Source organism: Pseudomonas sp. 3MAES_34.3B (genome assembly GCF_058145875.1).
Genome location: NZ_CM176960.1, coordinates 3577040 through 3592255, shown reverse-complemented (window position 1 = coordinate 3592255; position 15216 = coordinate 3577040). Strand labels below are relative to the sequence as shown.

Sequence of the window (15216 nt, the reverse complement as noted above, 5' to 3'; positions counted from 1 at the left end):
AAAGTGATAGGGGCACAGGCGAAGCCCCATGAGGTGTGATGTTGTGAGGCTGGATCAAAGCTTCTGAGCCTACCCGTTAGGGGTAGCATGATTGATCAATCAAGCCGTTTGGATCATCATTGGATCCTTAAACACTAGGTTTTTTGGTGGATTCAGAGGAGCTATCTGACATGGATGAGATCGAGCGTAGCGAAAGCCTCAGCCGAGCTGCCTATACTTCGTACCGGTTGTCCTGGACCGCGTATGTGCCGCCTTTTTTAACAGGGGTCGCCTTATTCGTCGTCGCACTGGGATTTGCAGGGACGGCTATAAATAAGGCTCAGACTAACCAAGCGTTTGAAATATACGTGCTTGCTAGCTTCGCTTTTTTTATTGGTGCTTTATCTATAGCTATCTATAAGTTTTTCTATCTGAGAAGCGTAAAGCTTTATACAGACCCTACAGGGGTTTGGTTATATCGTGGAATTTTCCCATGGAGCCGAGGCACAATCGGAGTGAAGTGGAGAGACGTTGACGAAGCAGTCTGCTATCAAGGTTTCTTCAATTGGTTATTCCGTTCCTACACTGTCCGCGTACGCCACCGATTCACTAAGTCTAGTGAGGTTTTCATTTCTAACCTTGCGCAAGGCCATAAAGCGACGTGGAACATAAATGGCCTCTTGCAAACCTATCTCAATTCCAGTAGACCCGACGAGGCCGATATGGAGGCAAGATAGGAAGGCAAAGGCGTCCTGGCCTCGTGGCGGCGTATGACACGTCGCTGTGATGCTAATTAAGCCATGAAGGCCATCACAGGAATGATGTCCTGGGGTACACGCCCTGTAAGCACCAAGAATCGTCTCCAAACCCCGTAGGGGACTTTCCTGACGCCCTGTTTATAGTCACGCACGCGACGATCTGACGACACTCCGAGCAGCGTTGCCAGCCTTCCATCTGTGCCGTATTCGGGAAAGTGTCCTTGGAAATGCCGGAAATACGCCCCCACTATGTCCGGGGAAGGTGCCTCCCAGCCTTCATGCTCACGCAAAAGATGAGCGCGACCCAGCGTGCTCTCGTCCACCTCTGTTTGGCCCTGATACCGGGGGGCATCCAGGTTTGCTTTTAGCTGTTCCATAGCCGCCGCTGTAGCAGCCTCGAAAACTATCCTTTGCTGCTCCTCTATGGAAGGCAGGGGTATCTCTAGCTTCATATCTGATTCCTTCGGTGGTACCTAAGAAGCGGGGCCTTTCGGCCCCTTCTTCACCGTGGTGACAGCTCGATGCTTCGAACGTCTGAAACACGGATATTGACCAGACTCAAAGTACCTGTGGCTAGCTGTTTCCAATGGCCTGTCTGATGTACATGAGCCAGGGCGTGAAACAGGTAGTCAGGTAACAACAGGTCGGTTCGATCAACTCGGATTCCGATGTGTTCAGGGTTGAACACTCGGCTTACCTCGCCACACCGTTCTGCTGAGCCCCGGCGAACCAACCAAAAATGTGCCTCTGGAAAGTTCGTCTGGATGGTCGCCACCGCAGCTAGTTTCATCTCGTTCTCCGCTGGCGGCGTGACTAGCCCCCTCAGAGTCGAATGGCTTTCTGCTCGCCACCAACAGGATCCATACTAGGCGCATTGCGCCTAGCGGTCAAGGCTTTTCTAGGCACAATGCGCCTAATGCGTGAATTATTGATCTCTGCTGCTCAAAAATGCCCATCCATAAGCGCAGCCCTAAAACTATTGATAAAATACGTTATCGTTAATTTCAGTCTGGTCGGTGCCTCTCCAGATGATCCGCCGGCGAGAGGAAACCGGCCGACACGCGGTAGGCGACAAAGGCAGAGGGTAGGCCGAGGGTTTCAACCGGCCAGGGACAGCCAAACCAAGTTGGATCTGCTGGCGCACTTCCAACCGGTCGCCCAACCGCTCCGAACGGGTGGCGGTGACCCTGGACCAGGATCAGCCCGGGTTCCCGGAGCATGTGCTGCCGGCTTACCTGAAGGAACTTGGGGTGGACTTCAACATACTCGAACAGCTGCGCCAACCGCGACCTGTTCAACTTCACCGCCCTGCGTACCGACAAAAGCGCCACCCAGCGCTCGTCGTTCAAATAAACCCCCAAGCCTTCAGTGATTAGCCGTATGCGCCAGCATCACCGACAGCTGGCACAACGGCCGGCCGCTCTGTTCGCGCCAAGTATTGAACGCTTCTTGAACCGCCGCCAGGTCCCGCTGGCTGGTGGGCACTTTGTCTACGATGCCTTGGGCGTTGAGCGCGGCCACCACGTCCTGGGTAGGGATGAACGTATCCTTGCCCGCCATGCGCAGGAACCGCGGGGCTGACAACCCGCCCAGCTGATTGCCGTGCCGGGTGAGGTAGCGCCACAGGCCGGTGATGTTTTCCACAGGCCACTCGCTGATGAAGGCGCCGAAGCTGCCATGCTCGTGGGCAACATCCAGGATCATTTGCGCGTTGATCGGCACGCTGCGCAGTTTGCCCAGGTGCCGGATGATCCGGGCGTCCTGCATCAGCCGCTCCAGATGCTCGCCGCCCATCAGCACGACTTTCTCCGGCACGAACCCGAAGAATACCGCCTCGAACGCCGGCCATTTGGCATCCACCAGGCTGTGTTTCAAGCCGGCGCGAAAGATCCGCAAGGCAAGCAGCGAGAGGTAACGGTCGTCGCCCAGGCTACGCAGGTATTCGTCGGAACGCGGCTGGGGTAGCCGCGCTTCCAGTGCCGCGGCCGAGCCGAAGCGGTTGAGGCAATGCTCATGCAACCATTGGTAGTCCCGCATTCAGGCCTTGCCCTCCAGGGGCAGCGCCAATCGCCGGGCCGCTTCGCCCAGGCGTAGGCCAAGGGCCCGGCACAGGGCGGTTTCGTGCTCGTCCAGCGGGCGCTTGCCGTCGGCACCGGCATGGTGGCTGGCGCCATAGGGCGTGCCGCCGCCACGGGTTTCCAGCAGGGCGGATTCGCTATAGGGCAGGCCGGCGATGAACATGCCGTGGTGCAGCAGCGGAAGCATCATCGACAGCAGGGTCGTTTCCTGGCCGCCGTGCAGGCTGGCGGTGGAGGTGAACACCGCCGCTGGCTTGCCTGCCAGCGCGCCGCTGAGCCACAGGCTGCTGGTGCCGTCGAGGAAGTACTTCAAGGGCGCCGCCATGTTGCCGAAGCGGGTAGGGCTACCCAGGGCCAGTGCTGCGCAATGGGTAAGGTCGTCGAGGGTGGCGTATACCGCGCCTTCCGCGGGCACGCTGGGGGCTGTGGCCTCGCACTCGGTGGACACCGCCGGCACTGTGCGGATGCGCGCTTCGAGCCCGGCGCGTTCAACGCCGCGGGCGATTTGCATGGCCATCTCGCGGGTGGCGCCATGGCGGCTGTAATACAGCACCAGCACGTAGGGGGCGGTCATGGCAGCAACTCCAGCAGGTTGTCCACAGGCCGGCCGATCACCGCCTTGTCGCCGCGTACCAGAATGGGCCGTTCAATGAGCTTCGGGTGGCTGGCCATGGCCTCGATCAGTGTATCGTCCGAGAGGGCAGGGTCGGCCAGGTTCAAGGCCTTGTAGTCATCCTCTCCGGTGCGCAGCAGCGCCCGTGCGCCAATGCCAAGGCGGCTCAGCAGGTCACGCAGTGTGTCGGCGCTGGGCGGGGTGTCCAGGTAACGAACCACTTCAGGCTCCAGCCCGCGCGCCTGCAACAGTTCGAGCGCGGCGCGGGATTTTGAACAACGCGGGTTGTGATAGAGGGTGAGGTCGCTCATGGAAAGGTCGCCTGTGCTATCGAGTGGCGGGTATTCTACCTGCCTGATCCGCGATGACGAGGACGACGATGATCCGAAGCCGTTTGGCCTGCCTGTTGGCCGTGCTCGTCACGCTATGCCTGGTGGCCTGTGACCGTGGCCTGGGCAACGACCAGCATGGGCAACCCGTGACCGCCAGCAGCCTGAAGGGCCAGTGGCTGGTGATTAACTATTGGGCCGAATGGTGCGGGCCGTGTCGCCGCGAGATCCCGGAGCTCAACCAGTTCGCCAGCCGCGTGGCGAACGAGGGCGTGCAGGTACTGGGCGTGAACTTCGATCAGCTGCAGGGCCAGGCGCTGGCCCAGGCCGCCGACGGCATGGGCATCCACTATCGCGTGCTGGCCGAGGACCCGGCCGACACCCTGGATTTGCCAAAGGCCGAGGGGCTGCCGGTTACCTTTGTGCTGGACCCGCAACGCAAGGTGCGCGCCACCCTGTTGGGCGAGCAGACCGCTGCAGGTTTGGCCCAGCGGCTGGCTGCCCTCAAGGCTGGCGGCTAGGGCTCAGCAGTTGGGGCAGAAGTGCTTGCCGCCTTCGCTGCGCCAGCCCAGCTCGGATACCCGCGCCGCCGCGGCTGCTGGCAAGGCCGCTTCGCCAAGGCTGGCGTCTACGGCGAACTCCATGCTCATGGTTTTGCCGCAACCATCGCAGTTCACGTCCCAGGTGTGAATCGCCAGCTCCTTGAACACCGGGCCACGCGCCACGGCGGTCCACTGGCCCACCGGGTTGATCAGGTGCCGCACCTTTTCGACGGTCAAGCGCATGCTCAGGGTTTGGCTGCCCTTGAGGGTGACCAGCAGCACGTCATCGGCGCGGATGGCGCCGCCGTTGCCGGTGACCTGATAACGCCCCGGCGACAACGCGCGGCATTCGATCAGGGTGTGCTGAGGGGTGAGCAGGCTGTAGCGGAAATCGTGTTCGACCATAGGGCCTCCGAAGAAGGGCGCGCATGGTAGCACAGGCGGTGCAGGTGTCTGGGGGGCCGGCCATCTGGGGATGGCCGGGAACCGGTTGCCAATGCTGTTCGCAGGCCCTGCCTACTCCCACAACGTGCGTCGACCAAACCCTGTGCTCGCTGTTTATGCACTGATCCGCGCATGTTCGGCCAGCCGCACGATGGCCTGGTCGAGGTCATCGAGGGCGACGCTGGCGCTAGGGTCTTCCTGTTTGAGCAGGGTTTCGCTTCGCTGGCATGCCGCGCGCAGCTGGGGCACGCCGCAGTAGCGGGTGGCGCCGTGCAGGCGGTGGATGCGTTCCAGCAGCGCGTGCTGATCATGGGCGTCCCGGGCGGCCTGGATCGCCCGGCGGTCTTCATCCAGCCCCGCCAGCAACATGGCGAGCATATCCACGGCCAGGTCTTCCTTGCCGGCAGCCAGGCGCAAGCCTTCTTCGTGGTCGAGTATCTGCTGCTCGCCCTCGGTACTGGCCCATTCGCTCAGCCGTTCGGCCGGCTGGCCGCGCAGGGCCAGGCCGGTCCATTTGAGCACCACCTGCGCCAGCTGGCGCTCGCTGATGGGTTTGGTGAGGTAGTCGTCCATGCCACTGTGCAGCAGCGCGCGCTTTTCATTGGCCATGGCATGGGCGGTCAAGGCCACGATGGGCAGGGGCGAGCCTGGGCGGCCGGTTTCCCACAGGCGGATGCGTTCGGTGGTTTCGCGGCCGTCCATGCCGGGCATTTGCACGTCCATCAGCACCAGGTCCAGGGAGCGTTGTTGCACGGCTTCCAATGCTGCCTGGCCGCTGTCCACGGCCTGCACCAACGCGCCCATGTCCTCGAGCAGGGTTTGCACCAGCAGCAGGTTGGCTGGGTTGTCGTCCACGCAGAGGATGCGCGGCGGGCGGTCCGCCGGCGCGTCGTCGAGCACGGGCGCTGGACGATGCGGGCTCACCAGTTCGCTAAGTACCCGGCGCAGGGTGCGGTTGCACGCCGGCTTTGCCTGCAGCTGGCTATGCGGGTTGGGCACAACGGGGTGGTACATCGCCTGTTCGGTGGTGGGGCACAGCACCAAGGCGTGGCAGCCTTGCTGTTGCAGCTCGCGCAGGCGTGGGCGCAGGCGCTCGGGCGGCTGTTGCTGGCTGGTGACCCCCAGCACGGCCAGCTCGATGGGCTGCCCGGCAAGGCGCGCGGCGCTCACCGCTTCGGCAAGGCGCTCCAGCGCACTGAACGCAACCACGGTCAGGCCCAGGTCCTGCAGTTGGTGTTCCAGGGCCTGGCGCGCCAGGTCGTGATGTTCCAGCAAGGCAACCCGGCGGCCCGTAAGGGGCGGGGCGGGCAGGTCTTCGGCATCTTCACGGGCGCGGGGCAGGGTGAGGCTGATCCAGAAAGTGCTGCCTTCGCCCGGCGTGCTGTCCACGCCGATCTCGCCGCCCATCTGCTCCACCAGCCGCTTGGAAATCACCAGCCCCAGGCCAGTGCCGCCTGGCTGGCGGGACAGGGAGTTATCCGCCTGGCTGAATGCCTGGAACAGGGCCCGCACGTCATCGTTCGACAAGCCGATGCCGGTGTCCTGAACGCTGATACGCAACTGCGCGGTGCTCTCGTCCTCGCCGTCTTCCTCCAGCATCGCCCGGGCGACAATTGTCCCTTCCCGGGTGAACTTGATGGCGTTGCTCACCAGGTTGGTGAGGATCTGCTTGAGCCGCAAAGGGTCACCCACCAGCGACACCGGCGTATCGCGGTACACCAGGCTGATCAGCTCCAGCTGCTTGGCGTGAGCCGCCGGGGCGAGGATGGTCAACGTGTCCTGCAGCAGATCCCGCAGGTTGAAGGGGATGCTGTCGAGCACCAGCTTGCCGGCTTCGATCTTGGAGAAATCGAGGATCTCGTTGATGATCGCCAGCAGGTTATCGGCGGATTTTTCGATGGTGTTGAGGTAGTCCAGCTGGCGCGGCGTGAGCTCGCTCTTCTGCAACAGATGGGTAAACCCGAGGATGCCATTGAGCGGCGTGCGTATTTCATGGCTCATGTTGGCCAGAAATTCGGACTTGATCCGGCTGGCCTCAAGCGCTTCCTTGCGCGCCAGGTCCAGCTCGATGTTCTGGATCTCGATGGTTTCCAGGTTCTGGCGCACGTCCTCGGTGGCTTGGTCGATGCTGTGCTGAAGCTCGTCATGGGCTTCTTCCAGCGATTGCGCCATGCGGTTGATGCCGGCAGCCAGCTCGTCCAGCTCATGGTTGCCAAGGGTGGGCAGGCGGTAGTCCAGGCGGCCTTCCTTTATTCGCGCCACGGCCAGTTTGATATGCCCCAGCGGCGCGCTGATACCCCGGCCCAAGTGCAGCGCCAGCAGCAGGATGACCACCAGCCCGGCGGCAATCAGCACCAGGCTTGCGAACATCATGCGATAGCCACGCAGCAGCGTGTTGGTGTGGGACAGTTCTATCTCCACCCAGCCCAGCAGGCGGTCCGCCTCGCCGGGCACCTGCGCGCCGGCGAGGTCACGGTCGCGGCCGAACACCGGTTGCAGGTAGCGGGTGGCATCGCTGCCGCTGCGTTGGGCAAGTTTCGTTCCGGTTCCGCCAGGGATAGGGTTGAGCATGCTGGGGCCGGCATGGGCCAGCAGGCCGCGCTCGGCGTCCAGAAACGTCACGCTGCGCACGTCGGCCTGTTCAAGGGCTTGCGCCGCCACCCGCTCGAGCTGCTCGGTATCGCGCGCAGCCATAGCGGGGGCCACCAGTGGTGCGAGCTGCCCGGCCAACAGCTCGCCGCGGCCCAGCAGTTGTGCCTGCAATTCGGTCTGCTGCACCCAGGTGAAATAGCCACCCAGCAGCAACGCCAGCAAGCTTCCCGGCAGCATGGTGAGCAGGATCACCCGCCCTTTTATTCCCAGTTTTCTTAACACACCCGCACCTCGATCGCCGGGGGCTACCCCTCATGTCTGGCGAACCATACCTTTACCGCGCCCGGCGTGCACCTTTGCATCATCTACCGCTGGGGCATTGGAAGTTGCCGCCGCTGCGTTATTGCAGAATAATCGCCACTGAGAATATTTCGCAGGCGTTAATGGATCTTATGAGTGCGGATGCAACCCGGTTATTGGCTGTCGAGGACGACCCCACGCTCGGCGCGTTTGTGCGCGATCGGTTGGGGGCGGCAGGGCTTAGCGTGACCTGGTGCCGGGATGGCGGGGAAGGGCTGGAGCTGGCACTGCGCGAACCCTTCGACCTGGTGCTGCTCGACGTGCTGTTGCCCGGCATGAATGGGCTGGAAGTACTGGCTCGCTTGCGCCAGCGTTCTCGCACCCCCGTGTTGCTAATGTCGGCGCTGGGCGCGGAACAGGACCGCATCGACGGTTTTCGCGGGGGCGCCGACGATTACCTGCCCAAGCCATTCAGCCTGGACGAACTACAGGTGCGGGTGGAGGCTATCCTGCGCCGCGTCGACCTGGAGCGCGGGGTGCCTGCCCCCACCCCCATGCCCGTGGAGCTGCGCTTCGACGATGTCGGCCAGGACGTGCACTACCTGGATTGCCCCGCCGGGCTTACGCCATGCGAGTACCGCTTGCTTGGCACCTTGCATCGGCACGTTGACGATGTGCTGAGCAAGGCGTTCCTCTATCAGCATGTGTTGCAGCGCGGCTACTCGCGCCACGACCGCAGCCTGGACATGCACGTGAGCCAGATCCGCCGCAAGCTCAAGGCCTTGAGCTACCTGGGCCATGAACTTCGCACCGTCTGGGGCAAGGGCTATATGTTCGCCACGGCGGCCACTGCTTGATGCCAGGCCGCCACTCGCTGTTCTGGAAACTCGCCGCGCTGTTGATCGGCTTCTGCCTGTTGATGATCTGGCTGAGCTGGTCGTGGGGGCGCTACATGGAAGCGCGCACCGCGTTTCTGTCTCCCCAGGCCCGCGCCAGCTTGAGCGACTATGCCCGCGTAGCGGAGCGGGCGCTCAATGCTCAGGGCCCAGCGGGCCTGGATAACCTGCTGAGCAGCATTGCCGCGCAGGAAGGCGTATTCGTGACCGCCATCGGCCCGGATTTCGCCCCGCTCGGGCAAGGCGTGCTGAGCTTTGCGCAGCGGCAGCGGCTGACCGCCCTGCGCGGCATCGACTGGCCCGTGAGCCGGCGCAACTCCACCGCGCCCTGGCTGCGGGTACCGTTCCCCCAACACGCAGAGCGCGGAATGCTGGTCATCGAGCTGCCACAGCGGTTCATGCCGGGCCGTTATGGGCTGTTCTGGCACATCCTTACCAACGGGATCGTGCCTGCGCTGTTCACCCTGCTGCTGTGTATCGGCTTGTACCGCATGCTGGTGGCGCCGCTGGAACAGCTTCGGCGCCAGGCCCAGCAGTGGCGGGCGGACCGCCTCGATACCCGGCTGGAGCCCGGCGCCCTGAGCCGCAAGGACGAACTGGGGGAACTGGCCAGGGCCTTCGATGACATGGGCGAGCGGCTGCACAGAACCGTGACCATGCAGCAGCGGCTGCTGCACGACCTGTCCCATGAACTGCGCACCCCGCTCAGCCGTTTGCGTGTTGCCTGCGAGGCCGAACCCGACAACGACCGCCTGCGCGAGCGGCTGGCCCGGGAAGTGGACAACATGCAGCGCCTGGTGGAGGACGCCTTGCAGCTGGCGTGGCTGGATGCCGAGCGCAGCCCGCCCAAGGTGCAGCCTGTCCAGATAACCGCGCTGTGGGATGTGCTGGCCGAAGATGCCGCCTTCGAAACCGGTTGGCCAACGGAACGCCTGCACTGCGCCATCCCCGAGACCTGTTGGGTGCGTGGCCATTTGAATAGCTTGGCGCAGGCGGTGGAGAACATCTTGCGCAATGCCATCCGCCATTCACCCCCGGGGGCGCGGGTGAGCTTCAGCGCCGAGCGCGAAGGCGATCATTGGCGCTTGAGCCTGCAGGACCACGGTGGCGGGGTGCCTGAGGCGGACCTCTCGCGCATGTTCGACCCCTTCACCCGGCTTGACGGGGCCCGCCCGGGCGACGGCGGCTTCGGCCTCGGCTTGAGCATCGCCCGACATGCCATTGAACGGCAGGGCGGCACCCTGGTTGCCCGTAACGCCCAGGGTGGCCTGCGGGTAGAGTTGCGCTTGCCAGCGAGTGAGCCGGCGGCTACATCAGCGCATACAGCAGCAGCGTATTGACCACCAGCATCGCCAACGCCGTAGGTACCTGGGCCTTGATCACGGCGTAGCGGTCGGGAAGTTCAAGCAGGGCCGCAGGCACCAGGTTGTAATTGGCCGCCATGGGTGTCATCAGCGTGCCGCAGTAACCGGAGAACATGCCTATCGCGGCGATTACCGCCGGGTTGCCGTGGTACACCCCCATCAGGATCGGCACCCCGACCCCGCCAGTCATCACCGGGAACGCCGCGAAGCCATTGCCCATCACCATGGTGAACAGGGCCATGCCCAGCACGTACACCATCACCGCCACCAGCCGATAATCCATGTCGATGTAAGTACTGGCCAGGTACGCCACCGCCTTGCCGACGCCGGCGTCAGTGAACATCAACCCCAGCATGGCGAGCATTTGCGGGAGCACCAGCGCCCAGCCCAGTGCCTCGGTCAAGCGGCGGGATTCGCGCATCGCTTGCGCCGGGGTGTCACGGGTGAGCCAGCAGGCCAGTGCCAAGGCGATCACGCTGGCGACACCCAGCGCCACGAAGGTGGCATTGGAAGGGTCCAGCACAAAGCTGTCGCCGATTTTCACACCCTTCAAGCCCAAGGCCACGGCTACGGTGAGCAGCGGAATGGCCAGCGCTGGAATGAACAACCGATTGCCCAGGCGCGCTGCAACTGCCTGCTGGGCTTTCTCGGCGAGAGGCCGATAGCTGCCCACCGCTACGCCGCCGCAGCCTGCGAGGACGGCCATGGCCAGCACGCCGATGCCTACCCACACCGGCGGCAGGCGCTCGCCTACCAGGAAGGCGACGGCGAACAATCCCCAGAACAGCCCGCTGCGCCAGCGCCGAGGGTGCTCACGGTCGGCCAGGGTCATCGCGCAGGTGATCGCCAGGATGATCCCGGCCAGCCAGTACAGGTATTGAATGGACAAGATCATGCCGGTGCCCCCGCTGCTTGCTGTGCCTCGGCGTGCCGCGCCAGGTAGTGGTCCAGCCGATACAGCCGCAGGCCGTGGATCAGGAACACGCTGATGGCGGTGGGAATGCCCCACACCGCGATGTGCAACGGGTCGACGTCGATACCGGCGCCCAGCAGGAAGGTGTGCATCAGTGCAATGGCGCCGAAGGCGACGAAGATGTCTTCGCCAAAGAACAGGCCGATGTTGTCCGTTGCCGCGCAAAAGGCCAGCAAGCGTTGCCGTACCTGCGCAGGTAGCGGCCCGTGGCGGCTTGCAGCGGCGCCCTCGGCCATAGGCGCCAGCAGCGGCCTTACCATCTGCGGATGCCCGCCCAGGCTGGTAAGCCCCAGCGCGGCGGTGGTTTCCCGAATGAACAGGTAACCGATCAGCAGCCGCCCGGCGGTGGCGCGCCCGAAACGGCCGATCCAGTGCTGGGCATGGCGGCGAAGCCCGTGGCGCTCCAGCAGGCCGATCACCGCCAGCGGCAATAGAATGATCAGGGGCAGGGTACGGGTTTTGATGAAGCCGGTGCCGATGCTGGCAAGGATCGTTTCCACGGGAAAATGCGCGGCCAGCCCGGTGACCACGGCGGCGATCGCCACCACCAGCATCGGGTTGAAACGCAGGATGAAGCCGAGGACGATGACCGCGACGCCCGCGAGCGGCCAGAGGTTAAGCGATTCGTTCATGGTAGGTGCCCTGTGTGACGCGTAGGTCGCTATCGGCAGAAGCAAAGGTTTTTATTGTTGCAAGGGCGGGGAGCCCCCTGTTGTTATGTGGGAATTGTTGGGAGGCAAGCGCGCTGGCGTCCAGCGAGAAAATCCCGTGCCCCCTGATAGCTTTTTCTTGATCGCCCATCCCGGGGCCTTGCGGGAATACTGGCCGGCAGAGGGAGGGCCGCGCTCACATGAATATTCGATTTCTGGAAACCTTTGTCTGGGTCGCCCGCCTGAAAAGCTTTCGGCTGACCGCCGAGAAGCTGTGCACCACCCAGGCGTCCATTTCCAGCCGCATCGCCGCGCTGGAAGACGAGCTAGACAGCCGCCTGTTCGTGAGAGACCCGCGCGGCGTCACGCTTACACCGGAAGGCCAGCGGGTACTCGACTATGCCGAGCGCATGGTAGATACCCTCCACGCGCTCAAGGCCGCGTTGAAGGACCCGGGCCTGGCCAGGGGGCATTTGCGCATCGGCGCGATGGACACGGTGATCCATACCTGGCTCAGCCCCTTGGTGAGCCGCATCAGCGCGGCCTGGCCGGGCGTGGAGGTGGAAATTACTGCCGACACCGCCCGTAACCTGTGCGACCAGCTTGAAAAAGGCTACCAGGACATCATTCTGCAAACCGACATGGTGCGCCTGGACACCGTACGCAACGCCTTGCTCGACCGCTATCCCATGCATTGGGTAGTGGCACAAGGCGCACCGCAGGACCGCCCTTACGATGACCTCCGCGCCCTGGCCAGCGAGCGCATCGTGACCTTCTCGCGCAATTCGCGCCCGCATCAGGACCTGCTCAACCTGCTGCACGGCGCCGACCTGATCAACGCCCGGGTGAACTGCGTGAACTCGGCCTCGGCCATCATCCGGTTGATCCGCGACGGCTTCGGTATCGGCCTGATGCCCCTGCCGCTGGTAGAGGCCGAATTGCGCGCCGGCAGCCTCAAGCTGATCGAAGGTATCGAGCCGCCCCCGCCCATGGACATCGTGGCGTCCTGGCGTACCGGGCCCGGCATGGCGCTATCGGAAAGCGTCGTCGCCATGGCCCAGGCGTTGATCGCCGAAACCAGCCAACCTGTCGCTTAAGGTTTTCTTATCGCCCCCCGGTGTTTTTTCTGAGTTGACCCAGGCAAACGCAGGCTTCTACCGTGGGGTGGTTTCCCTTCGGCCGGAGCGCCTCTGATGATTGTCCTCAACTGCGATATCGGTGAAAGCTACGGCGCCTGGAGCATGGGCCTCGACGCCGAGGTAATGCCCTTGATCGACTGCGCCAACATTGCCTGCGGCTACCATGCCGGCGACCCGCTCACCATGCGCCGTACCGTAGCTCTGGCGGCCCGCCACGGCGTGCGCATCGGCGCGCACCCGGCCTACCCGGACCTGGTTGGCTTCGGTCGGCGTTCCCTGGCGTGCTCCGGCGAAGAGATCGAAAGCCTGCTGCATTACCAGATCGGCGCGCTGCAGGCGTTCTGCGCGCTTGAGGGTACCCGCGTCGAATACGTAAAGCCCCATGGCGCGCTCTACAACGACATGATGGCCAACCCTTCGATACTGGCCTCGGTGCTCACCGCCGTGGCGGCCTACAAGGTGCCCTTGGTGCTATTGGCCACGCGGGACAACAGCGCCGAACAAGCCTTGGCCGATGAACACGGCGTGCCGCTGTGGTTCGAGAGCTTCGCCGACCGCGCGTATGAGGGGAATGGCCAGCTGGTGTCTCGACGGCTGCCAGGCGCGGTGCATGAGAGCGCCGACGCGGTGGTTGCCCAGGCCCTTGCCTTGGCGCGCGGTGAAGCCTTGACCGCCCGGGACGGCAGCGCGCTGCGGCTGCGCAGCGACACCTTGTGCGTGCACGGCGACAACCCGGCCTCCGTGGCGGCAGTGCGGCGCATTCGCGAGGCGCTGCAGGCCGCGCAGGCATGAGCGGCGCACGCTTCGCGTTCGGCGAAGGCCAGGCCGGAACGATCGAAACGGTTGCGCTGGATGCCCTGATGGTGCGGCTGTTCGACCACATCGACGAATCGAATGTGGGTTGGCTGCTGGCGCTGGGCGAGCGCCTTCGGGCCAGCTTCGGCTCGGCGCTGATCGACCTCGTGCCGTCCTATACCACCGTGATGGTGCATTACGATATCGCCGCGCTCGCCCCCGAAGAAGCGCGGCGCCGGATAGCCAATGCCTGCGACGGTCTCAAGCCCGCTTCGGCAGCCAACGGCCAGGAACATACCGTGCCGGTGTGGTACGACCCCTCGGTGGGGCCGGACCTGCGCCGCCTCGCCAGCATCAGTGGCCTGGCGGTGGAAGAGGTTATCCAGCGGCACTGCGCCAAGGCGTATCGGGTATTCGCGCTGGGCTTCACCCCGGGCTTTGCCTTTATGGGGCTGGTGGAGCCGGCCCTCGCGGCGCCGCGGCTGACCACCCCTCGCCAGCGTATCGCGACCGGCAGCGTGGGGATCGGCGAGCGGCAAACGGCGATCTACCCCAGCGCCTCGCCCGGCGGCTGGAACATTCTGGGGCGAACGCCCGTGCTGCTGTTCGATGCCGGCGAAAGCCTGTTCAAGCCAGGCGACAGCGTTCGTTTCGAAGCCATCAGCCGCGAGCGCTTCGTGGCACTGGGCGGCGATACCACACCGTTGGGAGAGTGACCGTGAGCCAACTGCGTATCGAAAAAAGCCATCCCCTGTGTCAGTTGCAGGACGCCGGGCGGTTCGGCGTGCGCCATTTGGGCATCACTCAGGGCGGCGCCGCAGACTGGGTGTCCATGGGCTGGGCCAACTGGCTGCTGGGTAACCCACCAAGCGCGGCAGTGATCGAAATTACCCTTGGAGGCTTCGAACTGCTCGCCGAAAGCGATTGCCACCTGGCCCTGGCCGGTGCAGGCCTTCAAGCCACGGTCGACGGCGCGGCCCTGCTGCCCTGGCGCAGTTTCAACCTGCGCCGCGGGCAGCGGCTGGTGTTCAATGCCCCGGCCGAGGGCGTACGCGCCTACCTGGCCGCGCCGGGCGGGTTCAACGGGGTGCAAGCGTCCGGTAGCGTTGCAACGGTCGCCCGGGACGGCCTCGGTGGCCTTCACGGCAATGGCGTTGCCTTGGCCGGCGGTGACGTACTGAGTTGCGCCGCGCCGGCAGGGCCGGGCCGGGAAATCGCCGTGGCGCGCATTCCCGACCTTAGCCTGGGCCAACCGCTGGAACTCGTGTTGGGCGCCCAGGCGGCGGATTTCTCCGGGCAAAGCCTGTTCGATGCCTTCAATGCCGAATGGACGGTGGACAGCCGCGCCGACCGCATGGGCGTGCGTTTGCTGGGGCCGGCGCTGGTGTACAAAGGCGCCGGGCTGGTGTCCGAGGGCATCCCCTTGGGCGGCGTTCAGGTACCACCGGACGGCCAACCCATCGTGCTGGGCAATGAACGCCAGACGATCGGCGGCTATCCACGGCTTGGTGCGCTCACCCCGCTGGCCTGTGCTCGCCTGGCGCAAGCCTCGCCTGGGCAACGGTTGCGCCTGCGCGCGGTGCTGGCCGAAACCGCCCGGGCAGGGCATCTGGAGGTAATACGAAGCTTAGGGAACGCCGGGTAGGAGCGGGCCCCAGCCCGCGAACAAGCATACCTGCGCCTTATAACCTCTAGGCATAGGAAGCTGCCTTTGCGTGATATGGCCTGGCGGCGAATGCGCGTATCATAGCGCCCCCCGCCGTT

At 64.2% G+C, this 15216-nt stretch carries 16 protein-coding genes and 1 pseudogene; 9 read left to right on the top strand and 8 right to left on the bottom strand.

The features are described from left to right. Positions 1-170: 170 nt before the first annotated feature. Entirely contained in the window at positions 171-716 is a 546-nt protein-coding gene (locus tag AC3Z8Y_RS15755; RefSeq protein WP_490086619.1) for a hypothetical protein, read from the top strand. 56 nt (positions 717-772) lie between these two features. Here AC3Z8Y_RS15755 and AC3Z8Y_RS15750 read toward each other — a convergent pair whose 3' ends face one another. Next, positions 773-1189 (bottom strand): hypothetical protein, encoded by a 417-nt coding sequence (locus tag AC3Z8Y_RS15750; RefSeq protein ID WP_490086618.1) that lies wholly within the window; start codon positions 1187-1189, stop codon positions 773-775. Between the two features lie 656 nt (positions 1190-1845). Here AC3Z8Y_RS15750 and AC3Z8Y_RS15745 point away from each other — a divergent pair. After that, positions 1846-2011, top strand: a pseudogene (locus AC3Z8Y_RS15745) (tRNA 2-thiocytidine(32) synthetase TtcA); the annotation flags it as partial. A gap of 91 nt (positions 2012-2102) precedes the next feature. Here AC3Z8Y_RS15745 and AC3Z8Y_RS15740 read toward each other — a convergent pair. From AC3Z8Y_RS15740 to arsC, 3 genes are read right to left on the bottom strand one after another with little or no spacing between them, the layout of a single operon-like run. Further along, positions 2103-2774, bottom strand: a complete 672-nt coding sequence (locus tag AC3Z8Y_RS15740) for a DNA-3-methyladenine glycosylase I (protein WP_490086617.1) — start codon at positions 2772-2774, stop codon at positions 2103-2105. Next, positions 2775-3389, bottom strand: coding sequence for an NAD(P)H:quinone oxidoreductase (wrbA, locus tag AC3Z8Y_RS15735; protein ID WP_181120203.1), 615 nt, complete (start codon positions 3387-3389; stop codon positions 2775-2777). Then, positions 3386-3739, bottom strand: a complete 354-nt coding sequence (arsC, locus tag AC3Z8Y_RS15730) for an arsenate reductase (glutaredoxin) (protein WP_490086616.1) — start codon at positions 3737-3739, stop codon at positions 3386-3388. Before arsC ends, wrbA begins: the two co-directional genes overlap by 4 nt. Before the next feature lie 71 nt (positions 3740-3810). On the opposite strand from arsC, the gene AC3Z8Y_RS15725 reads away from it, so the two are divergent. Beyond that, on the top strand, positions 3811-4278 hold the full coding sequence (locus AC3Z8Y_RS15725) for a TlpA family protein disulfide reductase (RefSeq protein WP_490090015.1): 468 nt from the start codon (positions 3811-3813) through the stop codon (positions 4276-4278). Between the two features lie 3 nt (positions 4279-4281). On the opposite strand, the gene AC3Z8Y_RS15720 is transcribed toward AC3Z8Y_RS15725, so the two are convergent. Beyond that, entirely contained in the window at positions 4282-4704 is a 423-nt protein-coding gene (locus tag AC3Z8Y_RS15720) for a hypothetical protein (protein ID WP_490086615.1), read from the bottom strand. 153 nt (positions 4705-4857) lie between these two features. Further along, a complete protein-coding gene (locus AC3Z8Y_RS15715; protein ID WP_490086614.1) occupies positions 4858-7617 on the bottom strand; it encodes a response regulator in 2760 nt (919 codons plus the stop codon). A gap of 161 nt (positions 7618-7778) precedes the next feature. On the opposite strand from AC3Z8Y_RS15715, the gene AC3Z8Y_RS15710 reads away from it, so the two are divergent. Continuing rightward, complete coding sequence (locus AC3Z8Y_RS15710) at positions 7779-8492, top strand: response regulator transcription factor (protein ID WP_490086613.1); 714 nt, start codon at positions 7779-7781, stop codon at positions 8490-8492. Continuing rightward, positions 8492-9871, top strand: coding sequence for a histidine kinase sensor domain-containing protein (locus AC3Z8Y_RS15705; RefSeq protein WP_490086612.1), 1380 nt, complete (start codon positions 8492-8494; stop codon positions 9869-9871). Before AC3Z8Y_RS15710 ends, AC3Z8Y_RS15705 begins: the two co-directional genes overlap by 1 nt. Here the strand turns inward: AC3Z8Y_RS15705 and AC3Z8Y_RS15700 are convergent. Both AC3Z8Y_RS15700 and AC3Z8Y_RS15695 read right to left on the bottom strand, forming a co-directional pair. Next, positions 9840-10790 carry a DUF979 domain-containing protein gene (locus AC3Z8Y_RS15700; RefSeq protein ID WP_490086611.1) on the bottom strand — a complete coding sequence of 317 codons (951 nt, stop codon included), beginning with the start codon at positions 10788-10790 and terminating at the stop codon, positions 9840-9842. The two genes, AC3Z8Y_RS15705 and AC3Z8Y_RS15700, sit on opposite strands and share 32 nt — an antisense overlap. Beyond that, positions 10787-11500: a DUF969 domain-containing protein gene (locus AC3Z8Y_RS15695; protein WP_490086610.1), complete on the bottom strand. Its 714-nt coding sequence runs from the start codon at positions 11498-11500 to the stop codon at positions 10787-10789. Before AC3Z8Y_RS15695 ends, AC3Z8Y_RS15700 begins: the two co-directional genes overlap by 4 nt. 218 nt (positions 11501-11718) lie before the next feature. On the opposite strand from AC3Z8Y_RS15695, the gene AC3Z8Y_RS15690 reads away from it, so the two are divergent. The 4 genes from AC3Z8Y_RS15690 to AC3Z8Y_RS15675 all read left to right on the top strand — a co-directional run bounded on the left by AC3Z8Y_RS15690 (position 11719) and on the right by AC3Z8Y_RS15675 (position 15097). Beyond that, on the top strand, positions 11719-12615 hold the full coding sequence (locus tag AC3Z8Y_RS15690; protein WP_490086609.1) for a LysR family transcriptional regulator: 897 nt from the start codon (positions 11719-11721) through the stop codon (positions 12613-12615). Between the two features lie 96 nt (positions 12616-12711). Next, positions 12712-13449, top strand: a complete 738-nt coding sequence (locus AC3Z8Y_RS15685; protein ID WP_490086608.1) for a 5-oxoprolinase subunit PxpA — start codon at positions 12712-12714, stop codon at positions 13447-13449. Next, positions 13446-14168: a 5-oxoprolinase subunit B family protein gene (locus AC3Z8Y_RS15680; RefSeq protein ID WP_490086607.1), complete on the top strand. Its 723-nt coding sequence runs from the start codon at positions 13446-13448 to the stop codon at positions 14166-14168. The genes AC3Z8Y_RS15685 and AC3Z8Y_RS15680 overlap by 4 nt, the downstream gene beginning before the upstream one ends. Before the next feature lie 2 nt (positions 14169-14170). Continuing rightward, positions 14171-15097 carry a 5-oxoprolinase subunit C family protein gene (locus AC3Z8Y_RS15675; protein ID WP_490086606.1) on the top strand — a complete coding sequence of 309 codons (927 nt, stop codon included), beginning with the start codon at positions 14171-14173 and terminating at the stop codon, positions 15095-15097. Positions 15098-15216 lie beyond the last annotated feature (119 nt).

What these genes read in the sequence shown, in the direction of transcription:
- wrbA (WP_181120203.1), bottom strand. Translation starts at nt 3,389, where the DNA reads ATGACCGCCCCCTACGTGCTGGTGCTGTATTACAGCCGCCATGGCGCC.
- AC3Z8Y_RS15690 (WP_490086609.1), top strand. Translation starts at nt 11,719, where the DNA reads ATGAATATTCGATTTCTGGAAACCTTTGTCTGGGTCGCCCGCCTGAAA.
- AC3Z8Y_RS15700 (WP_490086611.1), bottom strand. Translation starts at nt 10,790, where the DNA reads ATGATCTTGTCCATTCAATACCTGTACTGGCTGGCCGGGATCATCCTG.
- AC3Z8Y_RS15685 (WP_490086608.1), top strand. Translation starts at nt 12,712, where the DNA reads ATGATTGTCCTCAACTGCGATATCGGTGAAAGCTACGGCGCCTGGAGC.
- AC3Z8Y_RS15720 (WP_490086615.1), bottom strand. Translation starts at nt 4,704, where the DNA reads ATGGTCGAACACGATTTCCGCTACAGCCTGCTCACCCCTCAGCACACC.
- AC3Z8Y_RS15740 (WP_490086617.1), bottom strand. Translation starts at nt 2,774, where the DNA reads ATGCGGGACTACCAATGGTTGCATGAGCATTGCCTCAACCGCTTCGGC.
- AC3Z8Y_RS15710 (WP_490086613.1), top strand. Translation starts at nt 7,779, where the DNA reads ATGGATCTTATGAGTGCGGATGCAACCCGGTTATTGGCTGTCGAGGAC.
- AC3Z8Y_RS15705 (WP_490086612.1), top strand. Translation starts at nt 8,492, where the DNA reads ATGCCAGGCCGCCACTCGCTGTTCTGGAAACTCGCCGCGCTGTTGATC.
- AC3Z8Y_RS15750 (WP_490086618.1), bottom strand. Translation starts at nt 1,189, where the DNA reads ATGAAGCTAGAGATACCCCTGCCTTCCATAGAGGAGCAGCAAAGGATA.
- AC3Z8Y_RS15680 (WP_490086607.1), top strand. Translation starts at nt 13,446, where the DNA reads ATGAGCGGCGCACGCTTCGCGTTCGGCGAAGGCCAGGCCGGAACGATC.
- arsC (WP_490086616.1), bottom strand. Translation starts at nt 3,739, where the DNA reads ATGAGCGACCTCACCCTCTATCACAACCCGCGTTGTTCAAAATCCCGC.
- AC3Z8Y_RS15695 (WP_490086610.1), bottom strand. Translation starts at nt 11,500, where the DNA reads ATGAACGAATCGCTTAACCTCTGGCCGCTCGCGGGCGTCGCGGTCATC.
- AC3Z8Y_RS15755 (WP_490086619.1), top strand. Translation starts at nt 171, where the DNA reads ATGGATGAGATCGAGCGTAGCGAAAGCCTCAGCCGAGCTGCCTATACT.